Source organism: Roseofilum capinflatum BLCC-M114, assembly GCF_030068505.1.
In the GTDB taxonomy this organism is placed as follows: Bacteria; Cyanobacteriota; Cyanobacteriia; order Cyanobacteriales; family Desertifilaceae; genus Roseofilum; species Roseofilum capinflatum.
On record NZ_JAQOSO010000055.1, the window covers coordinates 109,912 to 128,519 of the forward strand.

Genomic DNA, 18,608 nt, shown 5'->3' on the forward strand with positions numbered 1-18,608 from the left:
CGGGCGCTGCCCTGAGCGAAGTCGAAGGGAGAAGGGGAGCAGAAGTCCCTCTCCCACGGGAGAGGGATTTTCCGCAAAGCGGACATAAAAGGGAGAGGGCAAGCTAGAATTGGTCATTCACTAAAAATCAGCCTAAAATAGCAGTACCATTGACCCAGTAACTGAATCGCCAGCTAATCGTGCTAATTGTGGGGGGTTTCCATGCGTCCATCATTCCTAGTTATCTTCCTGAGTGTCTTAACCCTAGGGTTAGGCAGTTGTGGTTTGATTGGGGGGGGAGGAGAAGATCCTGCCACAGAAGCGCCCCCCGAAGAACCGGTAGCCACTGCCCCCCAAACCACACCTACGGAAGGGGAAGCGCCAGCAGAAGAAGCGCCACCGGAAGTGTTTCCAGAAGAGGAAGAGGAAGCGGAAGCGGAAGCACCTTCACCCCCTCCTCCTCCCCAATCGGCTCTACAACAATCGACCAATCCCGAAGAGCGGGCCCAGTCAGCAGACCAAACCGCAGGGCAGAAAGACCCGTTTAACCCTCCAGGAATTATTATTACCGGTGGCTCGGAAAATGGTGGCGCAGGCAACGGCGGCCCGGCTGGGGGCATTCCGCCCATTGCAATTGAAACGCCCCCCCCTCCTGCTCCGCCGGCAGGTGGTGGCGGAAATGGAGGGGTAGCACCAGCACCAGCGCCTCCGATTCCGAGTATTGCCCCTTTGTCGATTCCGGAACTGCCACAAGTGGAACCGCCCCCGAATTTAGGAGTAGATCCGAGGTTTCAACCGGTAGTGCCTCAAGCGCCATTCGATCCGGGGCCGCCCCCTCCGAATACGGCTAGGGCGGTGGAAGTGTCGGCAGTGGTACAAGTGGGACAGACGGTTAAGGCGATCGTGAAATCCCCTGGTGAAGACAGTCAGTATGTAGGAGTCGGGGAGTATATTGGTGGCGGTTCGGTGTATGTGAAAAATATTGATGTTTATACCCCGGCGGAACCGGTGGTGATTTTAGAAGAGTTTGGGCAAGAAGTGGCTCGTGCAGTCGGTGCTGCTCCTTTACCCGAAATTGCCATGCCTGAGCCACCTGCGGGCGGCGACCCTGGGGATACAACTATTAAGGGGATTAAGATCAGTGAGTTGAGATTGGATTTTGGTGATATTAGCGGACGAGTCACTAATACAACAGACAAACTTCTTCGGGTAACAAGGATAAGCATACGGCTGGAAGCAACAGATGGTACTTTAATTACTGAAACCTCTCTAGCTGGCCCTAGTGCGAGTTTAAAGCCGGGTCAACAGGGATTCATTGATGGGGCTATCTCAAATACTCGCGGCTATCCGCCAGAGCAGATTAGAGTGGAAATTCAAGATATAGAAGTAGAAGAAGCAGAATAAAAGAGAAAACTTATGCAAAAGTTCAATCTCAAACTTTATTTAAGTCTAATTTTCTTAGCCGTATTCATTGCCTTTGGAGGTAAACCCTATGTGGCTAAGGCTCAATCTGATACTCCTCCCAATCCTCAAACAGGAGGAGGGCAATTAGGGACAGATGAAGAACTGATTCCTGATTGTGTGCCGAATGTGCCTACGGGACAAGTCAAATGTACTTATTCTAATGGCGATCGCTATCAAGGTCAGTTTCTCAACGGTAAACCCCATGGTGTAGGCGTTTATATCTTTTTTGGTGGCAACCGCTATGAAGGCAATTTTCTTAATGGTCAACCCCATGGGCAAGGAGTTTTGATACGAGAAGATGATACCCGATTTGAAGGAGTTTTTCAAAATGGAACGTTAACCGGTACAGCCAATAGACCCGGTAAAATTGTATTCTCTACTGGTGAAGTTTACCAAGGAAGCTTAGAACTTTTTCCAGTGCCTGGAAATCCCACCAGACAAACCAGCCGCCCCAATGGTCGAGGAGTGTTTATTTTCCCTGATGGCAGCCGCTATCAAGGGGAATTTTTCCAGGGGGAAATTTTAGGTCAAGGTATCCTGGTTCGTCCGGATGGAACCCGTTGCCAAGGTCGGTTTTTTAATCAATCTCTCGATGCCAGAGTTCAATGCCTCTTCCCCGATGGCACGAGATACGAAGGAGAATTACGCGGCGGCATTCCCCATGGGCAAGGTGTTCTCATTGCTCCCAATGGTCAGCGTACCTCTGGACGCTTCCGGGATGGCGCGTTCGTGAATTAACCTTGAGATAGGGCTTTTATTGGAGACATCAACAGAGCAGTCACCCCAGTAGTGCCGTGACAACCCTAAAATGGTGGGTTACGGCGGATTGATAGATTGCTGTCAGAGTCTAGGTTTTAGCCGCCTAACCCACCCTACGCTGAGGAAGCAGCGAGCAAGATGCTCGCACTACATCTGATTGCCTGATTTGAGGGGAGTCACATTCACCTATTGAGGGGTAGATGTTGAGACCATTAAACCGGTTGTGCAAGAATAGTTGCCAACCTTGTTGGACTGCTCTAGAGGAGTAAGATTTTAGCGGCTATGAATCACTCATCACTCCCCCTGTTTGGTAAAACGAAATTCATCGAAAATCAACTGAATGAATTTTTCGATCGCCTCTCCGAAGGGGGAATGTACTTTGAGATGGGTATGGTACTATACCTAGAGACCGAAGCCCTAACCCCAGGCTGTGAAGAAAAAATGCAACAAATCAACCAAGTTAAACATCGCTGTAATACCTTGCGCCGGGAAATTGAGTCCGAACTCTACACCGAAATGCTCATTCCCGATGCACGGGGAGATGTATTAAGCTTGCTCGAAGCCTTATATTATCTCATTGGCTTAATTGGGGATAATTTCCAAAACTTAATGATTGAAGAACCGATTATTCCCACACCCTATCATAGTGATTTTAAGCAATTGGTTTCCATGGGAGTTCAGTGTTTAGAAACCATTGTTCTCACCTCTCGCGCCTTTTTCCGCGACCCCAGAACTGTGCGCGACTATGCCTATAAAGTCCGAGTTTACGAAGCAGAAGCGGATCAAATTTCCTTTCGCCTCAAACGGGGAATCTTTCGCTCGGTTTTACCCTTGGCTCATAAAACTCAATTGCGAGATGTGATTGATGTGATCGATGCATTAGCCGATGCATCGGAAGATGTGGCTGATAAGTTATCTATTTATGCCATTAAACGAGCTTTATAGGGCCCCCAAATATTGGTGGGGGCAGGATTCCCCATTCCCTATTCCCCATTCCCTATTCCCCATTCCCCATTACCCATTACCCATTACTCATTCATGGATGCGATCGCCGTTTTTATTTTCCTCTCTAGTGGACTATTCTTAGGATGGTCTCTCGGTGCGAATGATGCTGCTAATGTCTTCGGGACTGCGGTTGGCAGTCGCATGATTCGTTTTTCCACTGCTGCGTTTCTATGCAGCGTGTTTGTGATATTAGGGGCGGTTATTGGGGGCGCAGGAGCTGCCGGAGGCTTGGGAGAACTGGGATCTTTAAATGCCCTGCCGGGGGCGTTCACGGTGGCATTATCTGCCGCTATGACGGTGTTGTGGATGACTCAGTTGGGTCTACCGGTGTCTACCTCTCAAGCGGTGGTAGGGGCGATTATTGGCTGGAATCTCTTTAGTGGTGCAATTACGGATTTAGGGGTCTTATCGAAAATTGCCCTAACTTGGGTGGCTTGTCCAGTTTTAGGGGCGATATTTGCGGCGATTTTATATCGCTTGCTTGTCAGTATTATTAATCAAGTTAAACCCCATTTATTGCAATTGGATTTATATACCCGTTGGGGGTTGATTTTAGCGGGAATTTTCGGTTCCTATGCCTTGGGCGCGAATAATATTGGTAATGTGATGGGGGTGTTTATTCCCTCCTCTCCGTTTACCGAATTTCATTTAGGGGAGACGGTGCGCGTGAGTTCAACCCAACAATTATTTCTTCTGGGAGGCATAGCCATTGCGATCGGGGTCTATACTTATTCTAAAGGGGTAATGATGACGGTGGGCGGGAGTTTAATGAAGTTATCCCCTATTGCTGCGTTTGTGGTGGTGGTTGCCCATTCTTTGGTCTTATTTGTGTTCTCTTCAACGGAATTACAACAAACGTTTATTAACCTGGGACTGCCCCCCATTCCCCTGATTCCGGTGTCGAGTTCCCAAGCGGTGATTGGTGCAGTGATTGGTATTGGACTCTTGCAAGGAATGCGAGGGGTGCGGCAAATTCGTTGGCGGGTGTTAGGGGAAATTGGGTCGGGTTGGGTTTCGACTCCGGCGATCGCCACTTTAATCAGTATTATCCTCCTCTTTATTGTGCAAAATGTTTTCAATCAACCCGTATATGAGGAAATCGAGTTTCGCCTCTCTCAACCCGTGTTAATGTACCTGCAAAAAGAAGGTGTACCCACTGAAAAAATTGCCCCCTTAGAGGGTCAAACCCTGACTAAACCCGTTAATTTCCGCAGCGCCTTAAGACGGGTAGCCAGCTTAACCCCAGAACAAGAATCCCAGGTCATAGCAGCCGCAGAACTCTATCCTATGCACATTACTCCAGAAGCAATTAACAAGATTGATTCTCAAGCCTTAACTCCAGAGCAATTCTCAGCCATTGAGCGATTAACCGGTCAATCCTTTGACTATAAATGGGAACTTCAGCAAGCTCTAGGAGTGCAAACCACCGCCTGGCAAAAACAACCGGGAGAAGAGCATTTAGACGACCAATTTCTTTATCTAGAAAAACTGTTTATAACCCCAAAAATAAGTAGGGGTTAACGGCCGTTAACCCCTACAGTTAAAAATGAGGATTAAATCACTCTTCAAACGTGGTCGCTAAGGGTTTCGGAGACAATTGAGCCGTTAAAGAGGCGATCGCCTGCGTATAATGGGGATCGGAAGATGTAGCTCGCAAACGGGCATTTTGCACCAAGCGCCGTTGATCTCGCTGACTCAACTCGATCGCCACATCAGGCGTAATCCCCATTTTACTAATATCCGTTCCCTTGGGCGTGTAATAATGGGCAACCGTAACCGCTAATCCAGAGCCATCAGAGAGGGAATGAACCGCTTGCACCAAGGCTTTACCAAAGGTTTTGGTTCCCACTATCTTAGCCCGATGATTATCTTGCAGAGCGCCGGTCAGAATCTCACTGGAACTGGCAGATTTTTGATCCACTAAAACCGCTAAGGGACGTTTCGTTAAGGCGGTACGATTCGCTCGCACAAACTCCCGATTACCATTACGGTCAATGGTACTGACAATCGCCCCACTATCGAGCCACATACGAGCAATTTCAATACTCGATTCTAATAATCCCCCTGGGTTACCGCGCAAATCTAGCACAAACCCATCCACATTTTGATGCTCTAAATCTTTAATCGAGCGCTCCATTTGTTCGGCCGCATGGGAGCTAAACTCATCTAAGCGAATATAACCCACTCGTAAAGCCCCTTCTTGTTTCACTTCATGGTTAACAGAAGGCACTTCCACCGTAGCTCGCACCACCTCTAACTCAAAGGGGCCCCATCCCGGCCGGGTTAATTTCAGGGTTACCGTACTGCCTACATCGCCTCGAATCAGTTGGCTGGCTGTTTGCAAAGACATGCCCTCCGTAGACTGGCCATCAATGGCTAAAATGATATCTCCAGGGAGAATCCCCGCTTTGAAGGCTGGGGATTTATCATAGGGTTGAATCACGGTTAATCGGCGGGTTTGGGGATGAATTTCTAAGGAAATGCCCACCCCGGATAACTCTCCAGAGGTTTGCTCGGTGAGCCGCTTAAATTGGTTGGGGTCAAGAAAACGGGTATAGGGGTCGTTGAGCTGTTCTAGGGCCGCGCGAATGGCTCGATAGGCTTGGTTGGGGCTGGTATACTGGCGATCGAGGAGTTCCTCTCGCACCTTTAACCAATCCACTTGATTAAAATTGGGGTCTACATACTCACGGTTTACAATTTGCCAGGTTTCATCCACAATTGCTTTGGGACTATCCTGTAGGGCTGCACGGACTGATTGACACCAGGCTGTACCGAGTAAAGATAGGGTTGCTGTCGTGGTCAGTGTACCCGTGAGCAACGCAATCTGAAGTGGTTTTAAGCAGTTTTTATACCAGTTCATTGGGATTAGCCGCGATCGAGGTTAGAGAGTGAGCTGTCCTATTGAGTTTTTATCTTCAGTTTTATCCCTCAACTGATGCACTTGATGCACGGGGCAGGAATACTGAGTCGATCGAAGAATGCAAGATACTCAAGGAAGCTCTTTGATTCTACTTCAAGACGAATAGCTCACTTTCCCTATTGTGTGCCACTTTTCCCCAAGTTAGGCCAGTGAACATAACATAACTTTACATCCACTAAGGAAAATGGCGATCGCCTATACTCAGATCCTATACTCAGAATCGCATCCCTAGCCCATTATCTGGAGGTAGTCATGAAGATGTGGACGCTCCTGGGGTCTCCTGTGCTGCGTCGTTGGTTGCGGTTAGGCGCGTTAATCGTCCTTAGCCTAAGTATAGTCGTTGGCAGTGGGTGGGCGATCGCCACCTTCCAAAACCTCTCGGCTGCGTCCCAATCTCCCCTCGATGTCTATTTAATGCTAGGAGGTAGCATTCGCCGGGAAGTATATATGACGCAAGTAGCCAAAAATCATCCCAACATTCCCATTTTAATTTCCCAAGGGGCCGACGATCCTTGTATTGTACGCCTATTTGAAACCAATGCTGCCCCCCAAAATCAAGTCTGGTTAGAGCGCTGCGCCAATTCCACCTTTGAAAACTTTTACTATACGTTACCCATTCTTAAAAACTGGGGCGTTCACCACGTGCAAATGATCACCTCAGCTCGCCATCTCCCCCGCGCCCAATGGTTAGGACAAATTATCCTCGGTAGTCATGGCATTTGGATGGAGACTTATACCGTCCAAGAAAAAGGCATTCCTGGCAATACAGAATCAGGTTTGAAGACCGCATTAGATGTGATTCGCAGTTTCATGTGGGCAGGAATCAGCCAATTTTATCAACCCAGTTGCGACCAATTGTATCGCCTGGTAGACTCTGATGTACAAGAATGGATAGAGAAAGGATATAGCTGCGAATATCAATGGGATTTACGCCATATCTTTAAAAATATGCCTTAAGTAGGGATGGGCAGCCAATCAAAAGACTCCATTCTCCTATCTGGAACATCTCCGCAATCTATCCATTGTGAAAGCGAACCTAAAACCGGCCTCATTTCATAGTCAAGAGATAGAGGGAAAAGCTGGTGAGGAGACTCGAACTCCTGACAGGCTGATTACAAATCAGCTACTCTACCAACTGAGTTACACCAGCAGACTCATGCCTAGAGTAGTATATCAGAAATTAGATCTCCTTGTCACTCCCTAATCTGATCAGTGTCCAAAGGTGGTTTGGAGGAGTAGAGCTATAGTTTCAGACTGGGCAATGGAGATGAAAACCTAAATTAAGTAAAGATGCAACCCTTATCATTCAATTCGGTTAGCCTAATTGCCGCTCCTAAGCGAGATTATTTTCCATAGCCCAACGAGCTAACTCGGTGCGGTTGTGCAAGTTAGTTTTACCCAACATATTAGAGACATGGCTTTCTACAGTGCGTTGACTCACATTTAAGATCTCGGCAATCTCGCGATTAGAACTGCCTTGAGCCACTTTTTGTACCACTTTGCGCTCCGTAGGCGTTAAGGTGACATCTTCAGGGACTTTGGGGAAATTAACTTCACTATTATTCCCTTTGTAGGGATAATGCATCATCCGGGAAGCCTGTTTGAGGGAAGATTCAACTTGAGCGACGAGTTCTTCGGGTTCAAAGGGTTTAACCATATAGACATCAGCGCCTTTGCTCAAGCCTTTCACCCGGTCTTGACTTTGGCCTTTAGCGGATAAAAACAGAACGGGAATCCAGGCGGTTTGCTCATTTTCTCGGACTTTTTGCACAAACTCATAACCATCCATTTCCGGCATCATCACATCACAGATGATCATATCTGGAGTTTGTTGCTGTAAGATGTCGAGGGCTTTTTGTCCGTTTTCGGCTGTTGTCACTTCGTATCCCCGGAATTCTAAGTAATCCTGCACCAACAGAATTAGGTTAGGGTCGTCGTCAATCAGGAGTAATTGCTTTTGGTCAGTTGTCATATCCGTATAACCTCATTCAGTTCATTATCAACTACTATTGATTCAGTATATTCCTCTATTTTCAGGAAATCAATAGGAAGAACGTTTGAGTTTCTGCCTTGTCCCAAAAAACCTGAGATTTCTCCGAGATTGGAGAACTGAGGATCAGATTAAGTGTTTTTGGTGAATATACTGATATTAGCTCAGTGGATTTTCTTGATTATAGCGTACTTTTGCGGAAACAATCGAATGATCCAATGATTTTTATGCGGAATTCACTGATTTTTTCCTCTGGCTCTCCGAATTTCCTGAAAAATCATGATGAAATTACGGATAAATTTGGCAAGGGATGGACGAGGAAGGCATAGTCTTCAACGACCTGATTTCCTAGGAGGTGCTGCATGATAATCTGCTCGATCACGTCTGGAGTGCAGCTATGATACCAAACTCCATCCGGATAAACTACGAGAATGGGGCCGTTTTGGCAAACTCGTAGGCAATGACTCTTAGAGCGAAAAATACTGGTCGGCTGGTCTGGGGTGGGCCGATCTAACTTCAACTCTTTTAAGCGAGTTTTGAGATAATTCCAAGATTCAAGACTCTGTTGGCGATCGCAACATTTAGGAACGCTCTGATCCGCGCAAATGAAGATATGGCGCTCAATCTGAGCTAGACCCAGTGCCTTGACACAAGCACGTAAGGAGTCACAAGTGGGTTTTTGTGCATCAGATTCCAAGTTCATTCGTAAGACAAAGTAAAACGATTGACTTTATCTTACTCAGATTTGGGCAATTTTCGTTGTTTTTGGCTAGATTTCGGGGGTAAATCTGTTTTTTTAAGGGATTCCGTGGGTTCAGAGGGTGCAGAAGAGTCGATCGCCTGTTCCTCCTTTTTTCCTGGAGCTGATGCACTCGGAGAAGGTTGAGAAGATTCTAGGGGGGCATCTTCGACAAATAGCTCCTCTAATTCTGGAGCTGATTCTTCAGCCGATTCTGGTTCAGGGGGAGAGGTGGAGAGGTTCTCTTCTTCTTCTTCTTTTTCTTCTTCTGAGGAAGAAACTTCCGGTTCAGCCGTCTTTTTAATCCGGCGAATGGGAAAATTAGCAATCAAAGCTGTAGTGCGATCGCTATTTTCTATGGCAAACTCCAATTGTTCGTCATCAATCTCCACATAGCGAGACAGCACCGCCACAATATCATCCCGCATGGCATTGAGCATTCCTGGACTAATCCCCGCTCGGTCATAAGCCAGCACCAACTTCAAGCGCTGTTTAACCTCCTCACGACTAGACGGGCGAGTTTTCCAGGGAAGAAAGCGTTCTAGAAGATTGTTTAACATAGGGAGTAGGGAGTGGGGAGTAGGGAGTGGGGAGTGGGGAGTGGGGATTCACGCTGCTCATCCCTTGCGGAACATCTGAAACAAGCGGCTGAAGAAATTTCCTTGGGGGGGAGCCAAATCGAGAAAGGGGACTTTTTCCCCTTCCAGACGGCGAGCAATATTACCGTAGGCCATTCCTGGTAAAGAGGACTCTCCAGCACCAGATAGTACCAGGGGTTCCCCTCGGTTAGTAGAGACAATCACCCGTTCATCATCGGGAATAATCCCCAAGAGGGGAATGGCGAGAATTTCCTGAACATCCTGAACCGACATCATGTCATTGGCTTCCACCATGTTGGGGCGAATGCGATTGACAATTAAGCGAATTTTACGAATACTGTTAGCTTCCAACAGACCAATCACCCGGTCAGCATCCCGTACAGCCGCAATTTCGGGGGTGGTGACAATCACGGCTTCTTGTGCTGCGGCGATCGCATTTTGGAACCCCATTTCAATCCCGGCCGGACAATCGACGATCACATAATCAAAGCTGGGACTCAAGCGATGAATCAACTTAGCCATCTGATCGGGAGTAATGGCATCTTTGGTGCGATTTTGAGCTGCTGGTAATAGCACCAACTTCGACTGACGCTTATCTCGGACTAAGGCTTGTTCTAAGCGGCACTCTCCCGCAATCACTTCCACTGCGGTATAGACAATCCGGTTTTCTAAACCGAGGAGCAGATCCAAATTCCTCAAGCCAAAATCGGCATCAACTAGGACGACTCGTCGTCCCCGTTGAGCCAGAGCCATTCCTAAATTAGCGGTGCAGGTGGTTTTACCTACTCCTCCCTTTCCTGATGTAACGACGATAATACGGCTCATGATGGCGATTTCTTTGGCAGGGTCACGGCTGTTGATTATAGCAAGGCAGTTTAGGGTTTTAACAGAGTTGATTAAACTTTATGAACCGGTTGATCCAGGGTCTCCTCTGGAGGAGCTGCATCTAAGCTGACAGCAAACCTTAAGGATGCGGGAGATATAGAAGAATCAGGCATGAGCGATCGCCCTTTTGGTATTGATTTATAGAACATTATATTTTATCAGGGTTGGCTATGGGTTATTTGTCCTGTTATTTTTCACTATCCCCTTATGGATCTAAGCACCGCCTATTCTGTTCAAGCTGGTTCATGAATAACCACTTTCTCAATCATATTACTGGAAATTTCTTTTAACCAATGGTCTAGACTTTCTTTTTGAAAATTGGGTACACCAAGGTGAAATTCACCAGCATAATATCCTTCTTGTTCCAATCCAACTGTATCTACATTCTGTTCACCCAGATAGTGAAGAGTTTTTTCTTGTTCTGATTGACTTGCAAATCTCCTCCCTTTTTTCAAAATAAAATCACTCCTTAAAAGAGTGTATTCGTGATCTCCAAACACCTTTTCAATTGAATTGGAATAAAAAGCTCTATAGATCACAAAAGCAAATAATGGACTATTTTTTTGAGCCGATATGATTGGAAAGACTTGCTCAAAGAAATATTCACCAATATAGGCAAGAGAACCAGTTGCTATAAACAGATCGGCTTGAGCAACAACCTGTTTAAAGTCTTCCGGAATTTCTTCATTTTTCATATCAAAGCAATAAGATTTTTCACACAAATTCACCTGTTCTGAAAAATCCATTGCCGGTTTAGAGCTATCGGCCACATAAAATCGATATTCTGTGTGACGAACTTTTTGATAGGCATAAAATGATTCTATTTCATCCCATGTTTTATTTTCTTTTTCAACAAAAAAATCAATTAAATCCTCTAGCCTCAAATCATGAAGTAAAAGACTAGAAATAATGCCATAAGATGCTCCAATATCTACAATGTTGATTGGACGTTTAAGTTCGCTATATAGTTTTTTCACCAAAGGCTTGAGATAGTTTAGCGCATAGCTAGGAACTTGATACTCTTGTTCAGACACCATTTTCAAATAGGGGACTGGAGTTACGTGAGTATAAACTCCTGACCAATCTTTTTTCTCGCTAATATCCATAATTATTTTTCTTTGAAAAGGAACGTTTCTAAGGGTCTAGATAGGCTGGCTAAATTGATCCCATTTTTCAGTGCTAATATTATTCCAGCAGCTTCAGCATAACTCGTAACTTCAATTACATTATTTAATTTAAGTTTCGACTGAGATATATCTAAAATGGTCTGGTTTTCATGAACTGCAATCACAGGTATATTGTATTTTTGTGCTTGTAAAACTGGCACACCGCCTAAACAAGTTGCAGGGATAACCACTGCCAAAACATTATTAACATTAACAATATCAGCTATGCGAGTGTTGGTTTGTATCTTAATTTGTGGAGCTTTGTGTAATCCAACTAAGATACAAGCTAAACCACTGGTAGATGCCATCTCCCCTGCCCCTCTCGCATCAACAACATTTTCTTTCAAATCTAAATCTTTAATGTTCATCAATGGAGCGTGAGCGACTGGTATTTTGAATTTTTTCATTATGAGGTGAGAAATAATTGCTTCAACGCCACCTACTGGATTAGGACATTCACCCCTAAAATGTCTAGCATACATTTCAGAAGGGAGATCTTGAACATTGGTTGTAACCGCTATAGCATTAGCGCCCTTTTGAATCAGTTCTTGACTGGCATTCAATAGCACTTCTGGATTATCTACAGTGCCAACAAATGCTCCAACCTCATTCTGAATACATCGACTGTAAATCCGTTCATCTGTAATGATAGGATCTATAATATTAACACCATAAATCGCTCGAATGGCATTGATAATATTGAACAGAATATCAATTTTCCAACTTTCTGATTTTTCAATAATTAGTCCAACTGTATTAGCATAAGGAAGATAAAAATTAACCATTCCTTGAGAAAACAAATCAATGGAATGTCCTTCCGCATAGACAACATTCTCCTTTAAATTGATGAAATTGGAAGCATTCACCGTATTGGGGTTAGTCACTAAATAATCAACTGTCGTGGCTAATAAGTTAGCGGTTGGTGTCGCATCACCAGCATAGCCACCTATACTACAACCAATCCCCGTTGGAACCAGATTAATTACTACACTTTTCTGTGGATAATATTCTGCTTCTACCGATTGATTGAGTTCAGAGAAATTATCAGTGTATAGGGTGGCTTCAATAGCAATATACTCCTCTTCTATTTTGCTGATGTACCACCGAATCACATTTTTACCAATGACTTTTTTTATGACATCAACCCATGGCATATTATCCGGAATTTCAGACTTATTGATGCGATATTGTTTGTTCTTAATCATAAAATGAGGTTCTGTTCTTTCTAACCATTTATTTAGAGGACTATACGGTACTCATATAGTTTATCATAAAAAGGTAAACATTTTTCAGTAATAGAACTTAAATATTTGGGCAAGGTTATCTCTTGCTGAGTGAAAGGAATAAACCCACTTGAATTAACAATTGTTGTATACCAACTTTTTGCCCATAGTGGGTCAGTCTCTCTGATTCCACTCTCCCAAGTTAACATGCGATCGGAATAATCTCGACCAAGGTGAGTGCATAATGCCTGTAAAACCTTGCGAGGATTTTTGATAAGGTCAGTCGAATCCACTACTAAGGGATCTTTTCCCGTCCATTTCTGAAGCCTTCTGAAAAGATTATACAGGTCTTCTAATCCAATTTCCTCTAAAGTGAAGTCTTTTGGATAATGATATACATTTTGTCTAGAAGCGATAATTTCGCGAGGATGCCTGATTAAAAAGAAGTTTTCAAAATTCAACAACCAGTCTAAATCAAGATTTTTAGGAAGATTATTGGCTGTATGTTTTTGAAATGAAAAACTGGCTCCTTGTGGTAAATCACCAGTTATTTTTAGGATAACCTTTTGATAATCTGTTTCGTAATGTTCAATAATCTCCGATCTATGGGGATGGTCAACTTCTTGTGTGGCCAGATAAGGAGGATACAATGGCTCATCAAAAACCACACACCCATCTAATTGCTGAAAAGCTCGCGTCATCAGTGTGGAGCGGCTTCTGGCACAAGTCCACATAGCAATGTGCTTTTTGGGGCTAACTTTTTTGACCATATTATTAATCGGTTGATTATAGCAAGGCAGTTTAGGGTTTTAACAGATGGGGTTAAACTTCGGGTTGTTCATCGGCTAGAGCTTGACGGACTTTCTGAAACTCCATGGCTCCAGCAATGCGAATGCCTTCGGGGGTGGCGTAGGCGACTTCTGGATAGGGTTTGGGTAAGGAATGTTGAGGCGCTCTGGCGACTTGACCGGCGATCCGCACTTGAGTCGGTTCCATGTCTAAGGCCATGATCACACATTCGGGGTTCCCGATCGCCCCGGCATGGGCCACACCTCGCAGTCTTCCCCAAACCAGGATATCGCCATCAGCGACAACAGAGGCTCCGGGATTGACATCTCCTTGGATAATGACGGTTCCTTTATGGCGAATTTCTACCCCCGATCGCAAGGTGGTATGCAGATAGAGGGGTTCTTCTTGCAGTTGTAGGGGTTGGGAGGGAGCCGACTTGAGGGGATCGGTGCGCGTTACTTGTTGCACCGAATAGCCGGAAGTGGCAGCAGCCACGGCAGTTTGGCGGCGTTGGGTTTCGACTTGTTCTAACTCAAGCTTAGATTGTTTGAGGATATCGGCGATCGCCTGCAATTGGCGCATATCCAACAAGCGATCTTGAGCGATTAAATGAACGGGTACATTCGATTCTCGCAGGCGATCGCTCCCCTTGAGCAACACCTGAATCTGTTGAAACAACTCCGTCCAAGTACAGCTTAATTCTCCCTCTGGCGGTAAAACCAGACAAAAATGGGAGCCTTGGGACTTCAAGCGCACCGGAATATCTTTCAACTGTTGCTTTTCCGGTGGCATTTCTTGGCCATCAAGTTCCGCATCCGGAGGATGATCCCCTTCTGGTTGAGCCTCATCTTGGCTTACAGGTGCTTCTGAAGGCATCGGATCAACCGGTTGATCTGGGGTTTCTTCTGGAGTTGGGTCATCTAAGCTAACAGCAAACGTTAAGGAAGCGGGAGAAACAGAAGATTCAGGCATGAGCGATCGCACTCTCGGCATGGCTTTTTAGAGCATTATATAGCCCTAGGTGCTAGTCATCGTCAAAAGTCCCTGCTATCAATGAGGGCGATCTTGGAGGGGCAAATGAATGCAGAACTGTGTTCCTTTACCGAGTTGGGAGTGGACTTCCAGGCTGCCTCCGTGGGTTTTGACCACAATTTGGTGCGCGATCGCCATTCCCAAACCCGTCCCTTTGCCAACTTTCTTAGTCGTAAATCCTTGCTCGAAAATGCGTGCTTTTACTTCTCCTGGCATTCCTATTCCATTGTCAGCAATTCCGACCATAAGACTCTTCCGATCTTCGTTTATTTTTGTGGTTAGGGTAATGCGATTCGGGGCGTTTTTGATTTCTGCAAATGTTTTGCCCGCATTACTTTCATCCAGGGCATCAATCGCATTAGCCAAGAGATTCATAAACACTTGATTGATTTGCCCAGCATAGCATTTAATTGCGGGGATATCCCCATAGTTTTTGACAATTTCGATAGCCGGGCGGTGTTCGTTAGCTTTGAGGCGATACTTTAGGATTAACAGCGTACTATCGAGTCCTTCGTGTAGATCAAATTCAGTTTCCTTATCAGTATCTGTGCGAGACAAGGTTCGCAAAGATTTACTAATCTTTTCAATACGCTTTACCCCATCTACCATAGATTTGATCAGTTTAGGAAGGTCTTCAGTCAAAAAATCCAATTCTATTTCTTCAGCATTTTCTTCAATTTCAGGTGTCGGTGAACATTGCTCTTGATAGATCGATAAATGACCCAGTAAATCGTCAACATATCCCAGGGCATACTTAAGATTACCTTGGATAAAATTCAAGGGATTATTAATTTCGTGTGCCACCCCTGCTACCAAACCACCCAGAGTTGACATTTTTTCAGTTTTAATGAGTTGTAATTGAGTCTTTTGTAATTCCTTATATTGATTCTGCAATACTTTATTTGCTTCCTCTAACGATTGATTAAGTTGTCGAAGCTCAATATTTTGTTCAACAATTGTTTCTGCTTGAATGACATTCGTTTCTTGTAATTTTTTCTTCATTTGGTACAGGTTTAGATGAGTTTCCACCCGTGCCAAAACCTCCTCTGCTTGAAATGGCTTGCTAATATAATCTACCCCACCCACTTCAAAAGCTTTTACCTTATCAAAGGTTTCATTTAAGGCACTAATAAAAATTACAGGAATATTTTCAGTTAATTCGTCAGCCTTCAGTTTCTCACAGACTTCATAGCCATTAATTTCTGGCATCTGGATATCAAGCAACACTAAATCTGGGAGAGAATAAGCAATTCCCTCAAGAGCGAGTTTACCCCTAGGAAAAGGACGCACATCATAACCCGCATTCTCCAACAAATTACAAAGTAGATGCAAGTTAGCTACCGTATCGTCAACCACAGCAATTTGACCTAGGGGTAAATTCTCATTGTTCATAGTTCAGTTCTATCCTGGGGGATCAGGTTTAAAATTTTATCATATTCAAAATTATGGCAACAACTAGCGATCGCCTCCGCTAAAGCAGTATTTTCTTTGGCAATTGCCTCAACTACTGTCGCCATTTCTCGCTTATTGGCGCTGACTACTGCCCTCCGTAATTGAACCAACACTTCAGGGGGAAAAGCGAGTATATTTTCCGAACTTAATACCTCTGCTTCCTGGAGATTCTCCTGCTGTGACTGAGTTAAATCTTCATAAACATAGCGCACCCCTAAATGCTGCTCCATCATCTTGAAAATATCATCTTCGCGAAACGGTTTACGCAAGAAATCATCGCATCCAGCAGATACAACGACTGCTCGTTCCTCTTCTAAGACACTGGCTGTTAATGCAATGATTGCTGTCGCTTGTCCTGCGGTAGTCGCTTTAATCTTTTGAGTCGCTTCAAATCCATTCATCACCGGCATCCGCATATCCATCCAGATTAAGTGCGGTTGCCATTGCTCGCACATTTCTACTGCTTCTTTGCCGTTACTCGCTTCATTCAGCTCGAAACCTAAAGGATTCAGGAGTTTGACGAGCAATTGCCGATTAATCGATTTATCATCAACGATGAGGATGCGATAGCGAGGTTGGTCTGGCTCCAACCCGATAATCCGGCGTTGGTTAACTTGCTGATTTTCTATTTCAGTCGCTTCTACTTCTTCGTAGGCAATCTCAAAGGTAAATATCGTTCCTTTGCCCAGCGTGGAACTAACGTGCATTTCGCCCCCCATCACTTGAACGAATTGGCGACTGATCGATAATCCCAAACCGGTTCCTTCTTGGGATTGCTTCCCGCTTTCAGTTTGACTAAACGCTTCAAAGAGTGTCTTGAGATCTTCTGGGGCGATGCCTGGGCCTGTATCTTCCACTTCAAAGGCAATTTTAGAGTTATTCATGCTTTGACTTCTGACACAGATGCCCCCTTGTTGGGTAAATTTGAGGGCGTTGTTAATCAGGTTAATTAGGATTTGGCGCAGTTTCACTTCATCGGTGCGAATGTAGCGGGGGAGATTGGGGGCTGGTTCTAAGGATAAGTGTAAGCCTTTATCTGCGGCTTTGAGTTGGAACATATCGTGGATGTCATCCAGGAGGCGGTGGAGGTCGAAGTTTTTTGGGTTGAGTGTGACGCGCCCAGCTTCGATTTTGGAGAGATCAAGGACGTTGTTAATTAAGGTGAGCAGGTGTTCGCCACTGCGGTTGATGATGCTGACGCTTTCTTGATGCTCTTTGGGTAGGGTTTGAGAGCGGGTCATGATTTGAGTAAAGCCGAGGATGGCGTTGAGGGGGCTTCGCAACTCGTGGCTCATGTTGGCGATGAAGGCGCTTTTAGCTTGGTTGGCTGCATCTGCTGCTTCTTTGGAACGTTGTAGCTGCCGTTGCTTGAAGCGTTGTACTTGTTGCAGGATGGCGATGGTGAGGATGGTTAGTCCAGCTACGACTAAGGCGATTATCTCTAGGGGTCTGAGTTGAGATTCGATATTTTCGCGGGGAATAACGAGGGCGATCGACCAGTCGGCTTCTGTGATGGGGACATGGGCGATATAAACCTTTTTGCCATCGATTTGCATCCCTTCAATGCCCCGTTCTTTTCTCAGTATTTGTTGACTGAGGCGTTGGAAATCTTGGTTTTCTTCCTTTTCTTCGACTTCTTCTACGCGATCGCCCGCATAAATAATCGGTTCTCCTTCTGCATTGAGAGCAAATGCATAACTACCGTTTCCATAGTTTAGACCACTAACAACATTAGTGACTTGTTCTAAAGACATAATCCCACTGGTGACACCGATGGGGGTTTTCTCTTCAGGATTTAATGACCAAACTGGAGCGGTGACAACTACGATGGTTGTGTCATTGAGTGTGCGAGCAGGAACCGGATCGGAAACGTAAGTTGTCCCGGCCATCGCCATCTTAATGTGCTTGCGATCTTTGAGGTTCTTACCCTTAGCGAATCCAACTTTGGTATTGTAATAGGAACCATCGGGATTGACCATTGCAAAGTAGAAAAAGTCTTTTAACCGGGTCTCTTCTGCTTGCAAATAGGGTTCGACTTGAGACCAATCCATCGTCTGCAAGGTTGGACTAGCCGCGATCGCAGCCGTTTCCGCTTTTTGGGTCGCCAGCCATTTATCGACTTCATCTACTCCTCCCTGCACTTCCAAGATCGCGTTTTGCTTTAAGCTTTCCAGGTAAGAATTTCGCAAGACTTGATAGCTGTAGTAAGTTGCCATACTGACTCCTAAAGTCGTGATGCCAACAATGATTTTTAACAGCAGGCTGTCGGATAAACTATCTGTTTCGTTTTGAGCTAAAGTCGGGTCTTTGGCAGCAAATTCACTGAGTTTTAAATTGGGAATTTTCATGTTAAAGTGGAGGGGGGAGGGAGGTGAGGTAGGCGATCGGGCTAAGGATGCAGAGCCTTATGGGTAAAACAAGTATAAAAATATAGACCACAAAAATACTAGATCTTTCTTGAATTATAGCAAAAAATTATCTATATAAAGCCCGGAAAAACAACTCTAAACACCAATCTCCGTGTTAGGTGGGTTATCTAGTACCTAACCGGTGGGCAAGGTCTAATCAGAGAATTGAGAATGTGCCCTAATTGGCTTGCCCAC

At 45.1% G+C, this 18,608-nt stretch carries 16 protein-coding genes and 1 tRNA gene; 5 read left to right on the forward strand and 12 right to left on the reverse strand.

Translation table 11 applies throughout. The annotated features are described in order from the left end of the window. The first annotated feature begins 201 nt into the window (after positions 1-201). The 4 genes from PMG25_RS10095 (at position 202) to PMG25_RS10110 (ending at position 4,728) form a co-directional block, all read left to right on the forward strand. Positions 202-1,383, forward strand: a complete 1,182-nt coding sequence (locus tag PMG25_RS10095) for a hypothetical protein (protein ID WP_283766774.1) — start codon at positions 202-204, stop codon at positions 1,381-1,383. Positions 1,384-1,395: 12 nt separating this feature from the next. Continuing rightward, positions 1,396-2,181 (forward strand): MORN repeat-containing protein, encoded by a 786-nt coding sequence (locus PMG25_RS10100; RefSeq protein ID WP_283766775.1) that lies wholly within the window; start codon positions 1,396-1,398, stop codon positions 2,179-2,181. 303 nt (positions 2,182-2,484) lie between these two features. Further along, on the forward strand, positions 2,485-3,147 hold the full coding sequence (locus PMG25_RS10105) for a DUF47 domain-containing protein (protein WP_283766776.1): 663 nt from the start codon (positions 2,485-2,487) through the stop codon (positions 3,145-3,147). Between the two features lie 15 nt (positions 3,148-3,162). Beyond that, on the forward strand, positions 3,163-4,728 hold the full coding sequence (locus PMG25_RS10110) for an inorganic phosphate transporter (protein ID WP_283766777.1): 1,566 nt from the start codon (positions 3,163-3,165) through the stop codon (positions 4,726-4,728). Between the two features lie 37 nt (positions 4,729-4,765). Here the strand turns inward: PMG25_RS10110 and ctpB are convergent, their stop codons facing one another. Continuing rightward, positions 4,766-6,070, reverse strand: coding sequence for a carboxyl-terminal processing protease CtpB (ctpB, locus tag PMG25_RS10115; RefSeq protein ID WP_283766778.1), 1,305 nt, complete (start codon positions 6,068-6,070; stop codon positions 4,766-4,768). A 312-nt stretch (positions 6,071-6,382) separates the two neighbouring features. On the opposite strand from ctpB, the gene PMG25_RS10120 reads away from it, so the two are divergent. Next, a complete protein-coding gene (locus PMG25_RS10120) occupies positions 6,383-7,087 on the forward strand; it encodes a YdcF family protein (protein ID WP_283766779.1) in 705 nt (234 codons plus the stop codon). Positions 7,088-7,207: 120 nt separating this feature from the next. Here PMG25_RS10120 and PMG25_RS10125 read toward each other — a convergent pair. From PMG25_RS10125 to PMG25_RS10175, 11 genes are all read right to left on the reverse strand, one after another. Next, positions 7,208-7,280 (reverse strand) — tRNA-Thr (locus PMG25_RS10125). 183 nt (positions 7,281-7,463) lie between these two features. Beyond that, positions 7,464-8,102 carry a response regulator transcription factor gene (locus tag PMG25_RS10130; protein WP_283766780.1) on the reverse strand — a complete coding sequence of 213 codons (639 nt, stop codon included), beginning with the start codon at positions 8,100-8,102 and terminating at the stop codon, positions 7,464-7,466. Between the two features lie 295 nt (positions 8,103-8,397). Further along, positions 8,398-8,823 carry a (2Fe-2S) ferredoxin domain-containing protein gene (locus tag PMG25_RS10135; protein ID WP_283766781.1) on the reverse strand — a complete coding sequence of 142 codons (426 nt, stop codon included), beginning with the start codon at positions 8,821-8,823 and terminating at the stop codon, positions 8,398-8,400. A gap of 32 nt (positions 8,824-8,855) precedes the next feature. After that, positions 8,856-9,419, reverse strand: coding sequence for a cell division topological specificity factor MinE (minE, locus tag PMG25_RS10140; protein ID WP_283766782.1), 564 nt, complete (start codon positions 9,417-9,419; stop codon positions 8,856-8,858). Positions 9,420-9,476: 57 nt separating this feature from the next. Then, positions 9,477-10,283 (reverse strand): septum site-determining protein MinD, encoded by an 807-nt coding sequence (gene minD / locus PMG25_RS10145; protein WP_283766783.1) that lies wholly within the window; start codon positions 10,281-10,283, stop codon positions 9,477-9,479. Between the two features lie 293 nt (positions 10,284-10,576). Next, entirely contained in the window at positions 10,577-11,449 is an 873-nt protein-coding gene (locus PMG25_RS10150) for a hypothetical protein (RefSeq protein WP_283766784.1), read from the reverse strand. 2 nt (positions 11,450-11,451) lie between these two features. Continuing rightward, positions 11,452-12,714 (reverse strand): DUF3326 domain-containing protein, encoded by a 1,263-nt coding sequence (locus PMG25_RS10155; RefSeq protein WP_283766785.1) that lies wholly within the window; start codon positions 12,712-12,714, stop codon positions 11,452-11,454. A 32-nt stretch (positions 12,715-12,746) separates the two neighbouring features. Next, positions 12,747-13,502 (reverse strand): sulfotransferase-like domain-containing protein, encoded by a 756-nt coding sequence (locus PMG25_RS10160; RefSeq protein WP_283766786.1) that lies wholly within the window; start codon positions 13,500-13,502, stop codon positions 12,747-12,749. A gap of 52 nt (positions 13,503-13,554) precedes the next feature. Then, a complete protein-coding gene (gene minC / locus PMG25_RS10165; RefSeq protein WP_283766787.1) occupies positions 13,555-14,493 on the reverse strand; it encodes a septum site-determining protein MinC in 939 nt (312 codons plus the stop codon). 78 nt (positions 14,494-14,571) lie between these two features. After that, complete coding sequence (locus tag PMG25_RS10170) at positions 14,572-15,945, reverse strand: hybrid sensor histidine kinase/response regulator (RefSeq protein WP_283766788.1); 1,374 nt, start codon at positions 15,943-15,945, stop codon at positions 14,572-14,574. Beyond that, positions 15,942-18,353 carry a hybrid sensor histidine kinase/response regulator gene (locus PMG25_RS10175; RefSeq protein ID WP_283766789.1) on the reverse strand — a complete coding sequence of 804 codons (2,412 nt, stop codon included), beginning with the start codon at positions 18,351-18,353 and terminating at the stop codon, positions 15,942-15,944. Before PMG25_RS10175 ends, PMG25_RS10170 begins: the two co-directional genes overlap by 4 nt. Positions 18,354-18,608 lie beyond the last annotated feature (255 nt).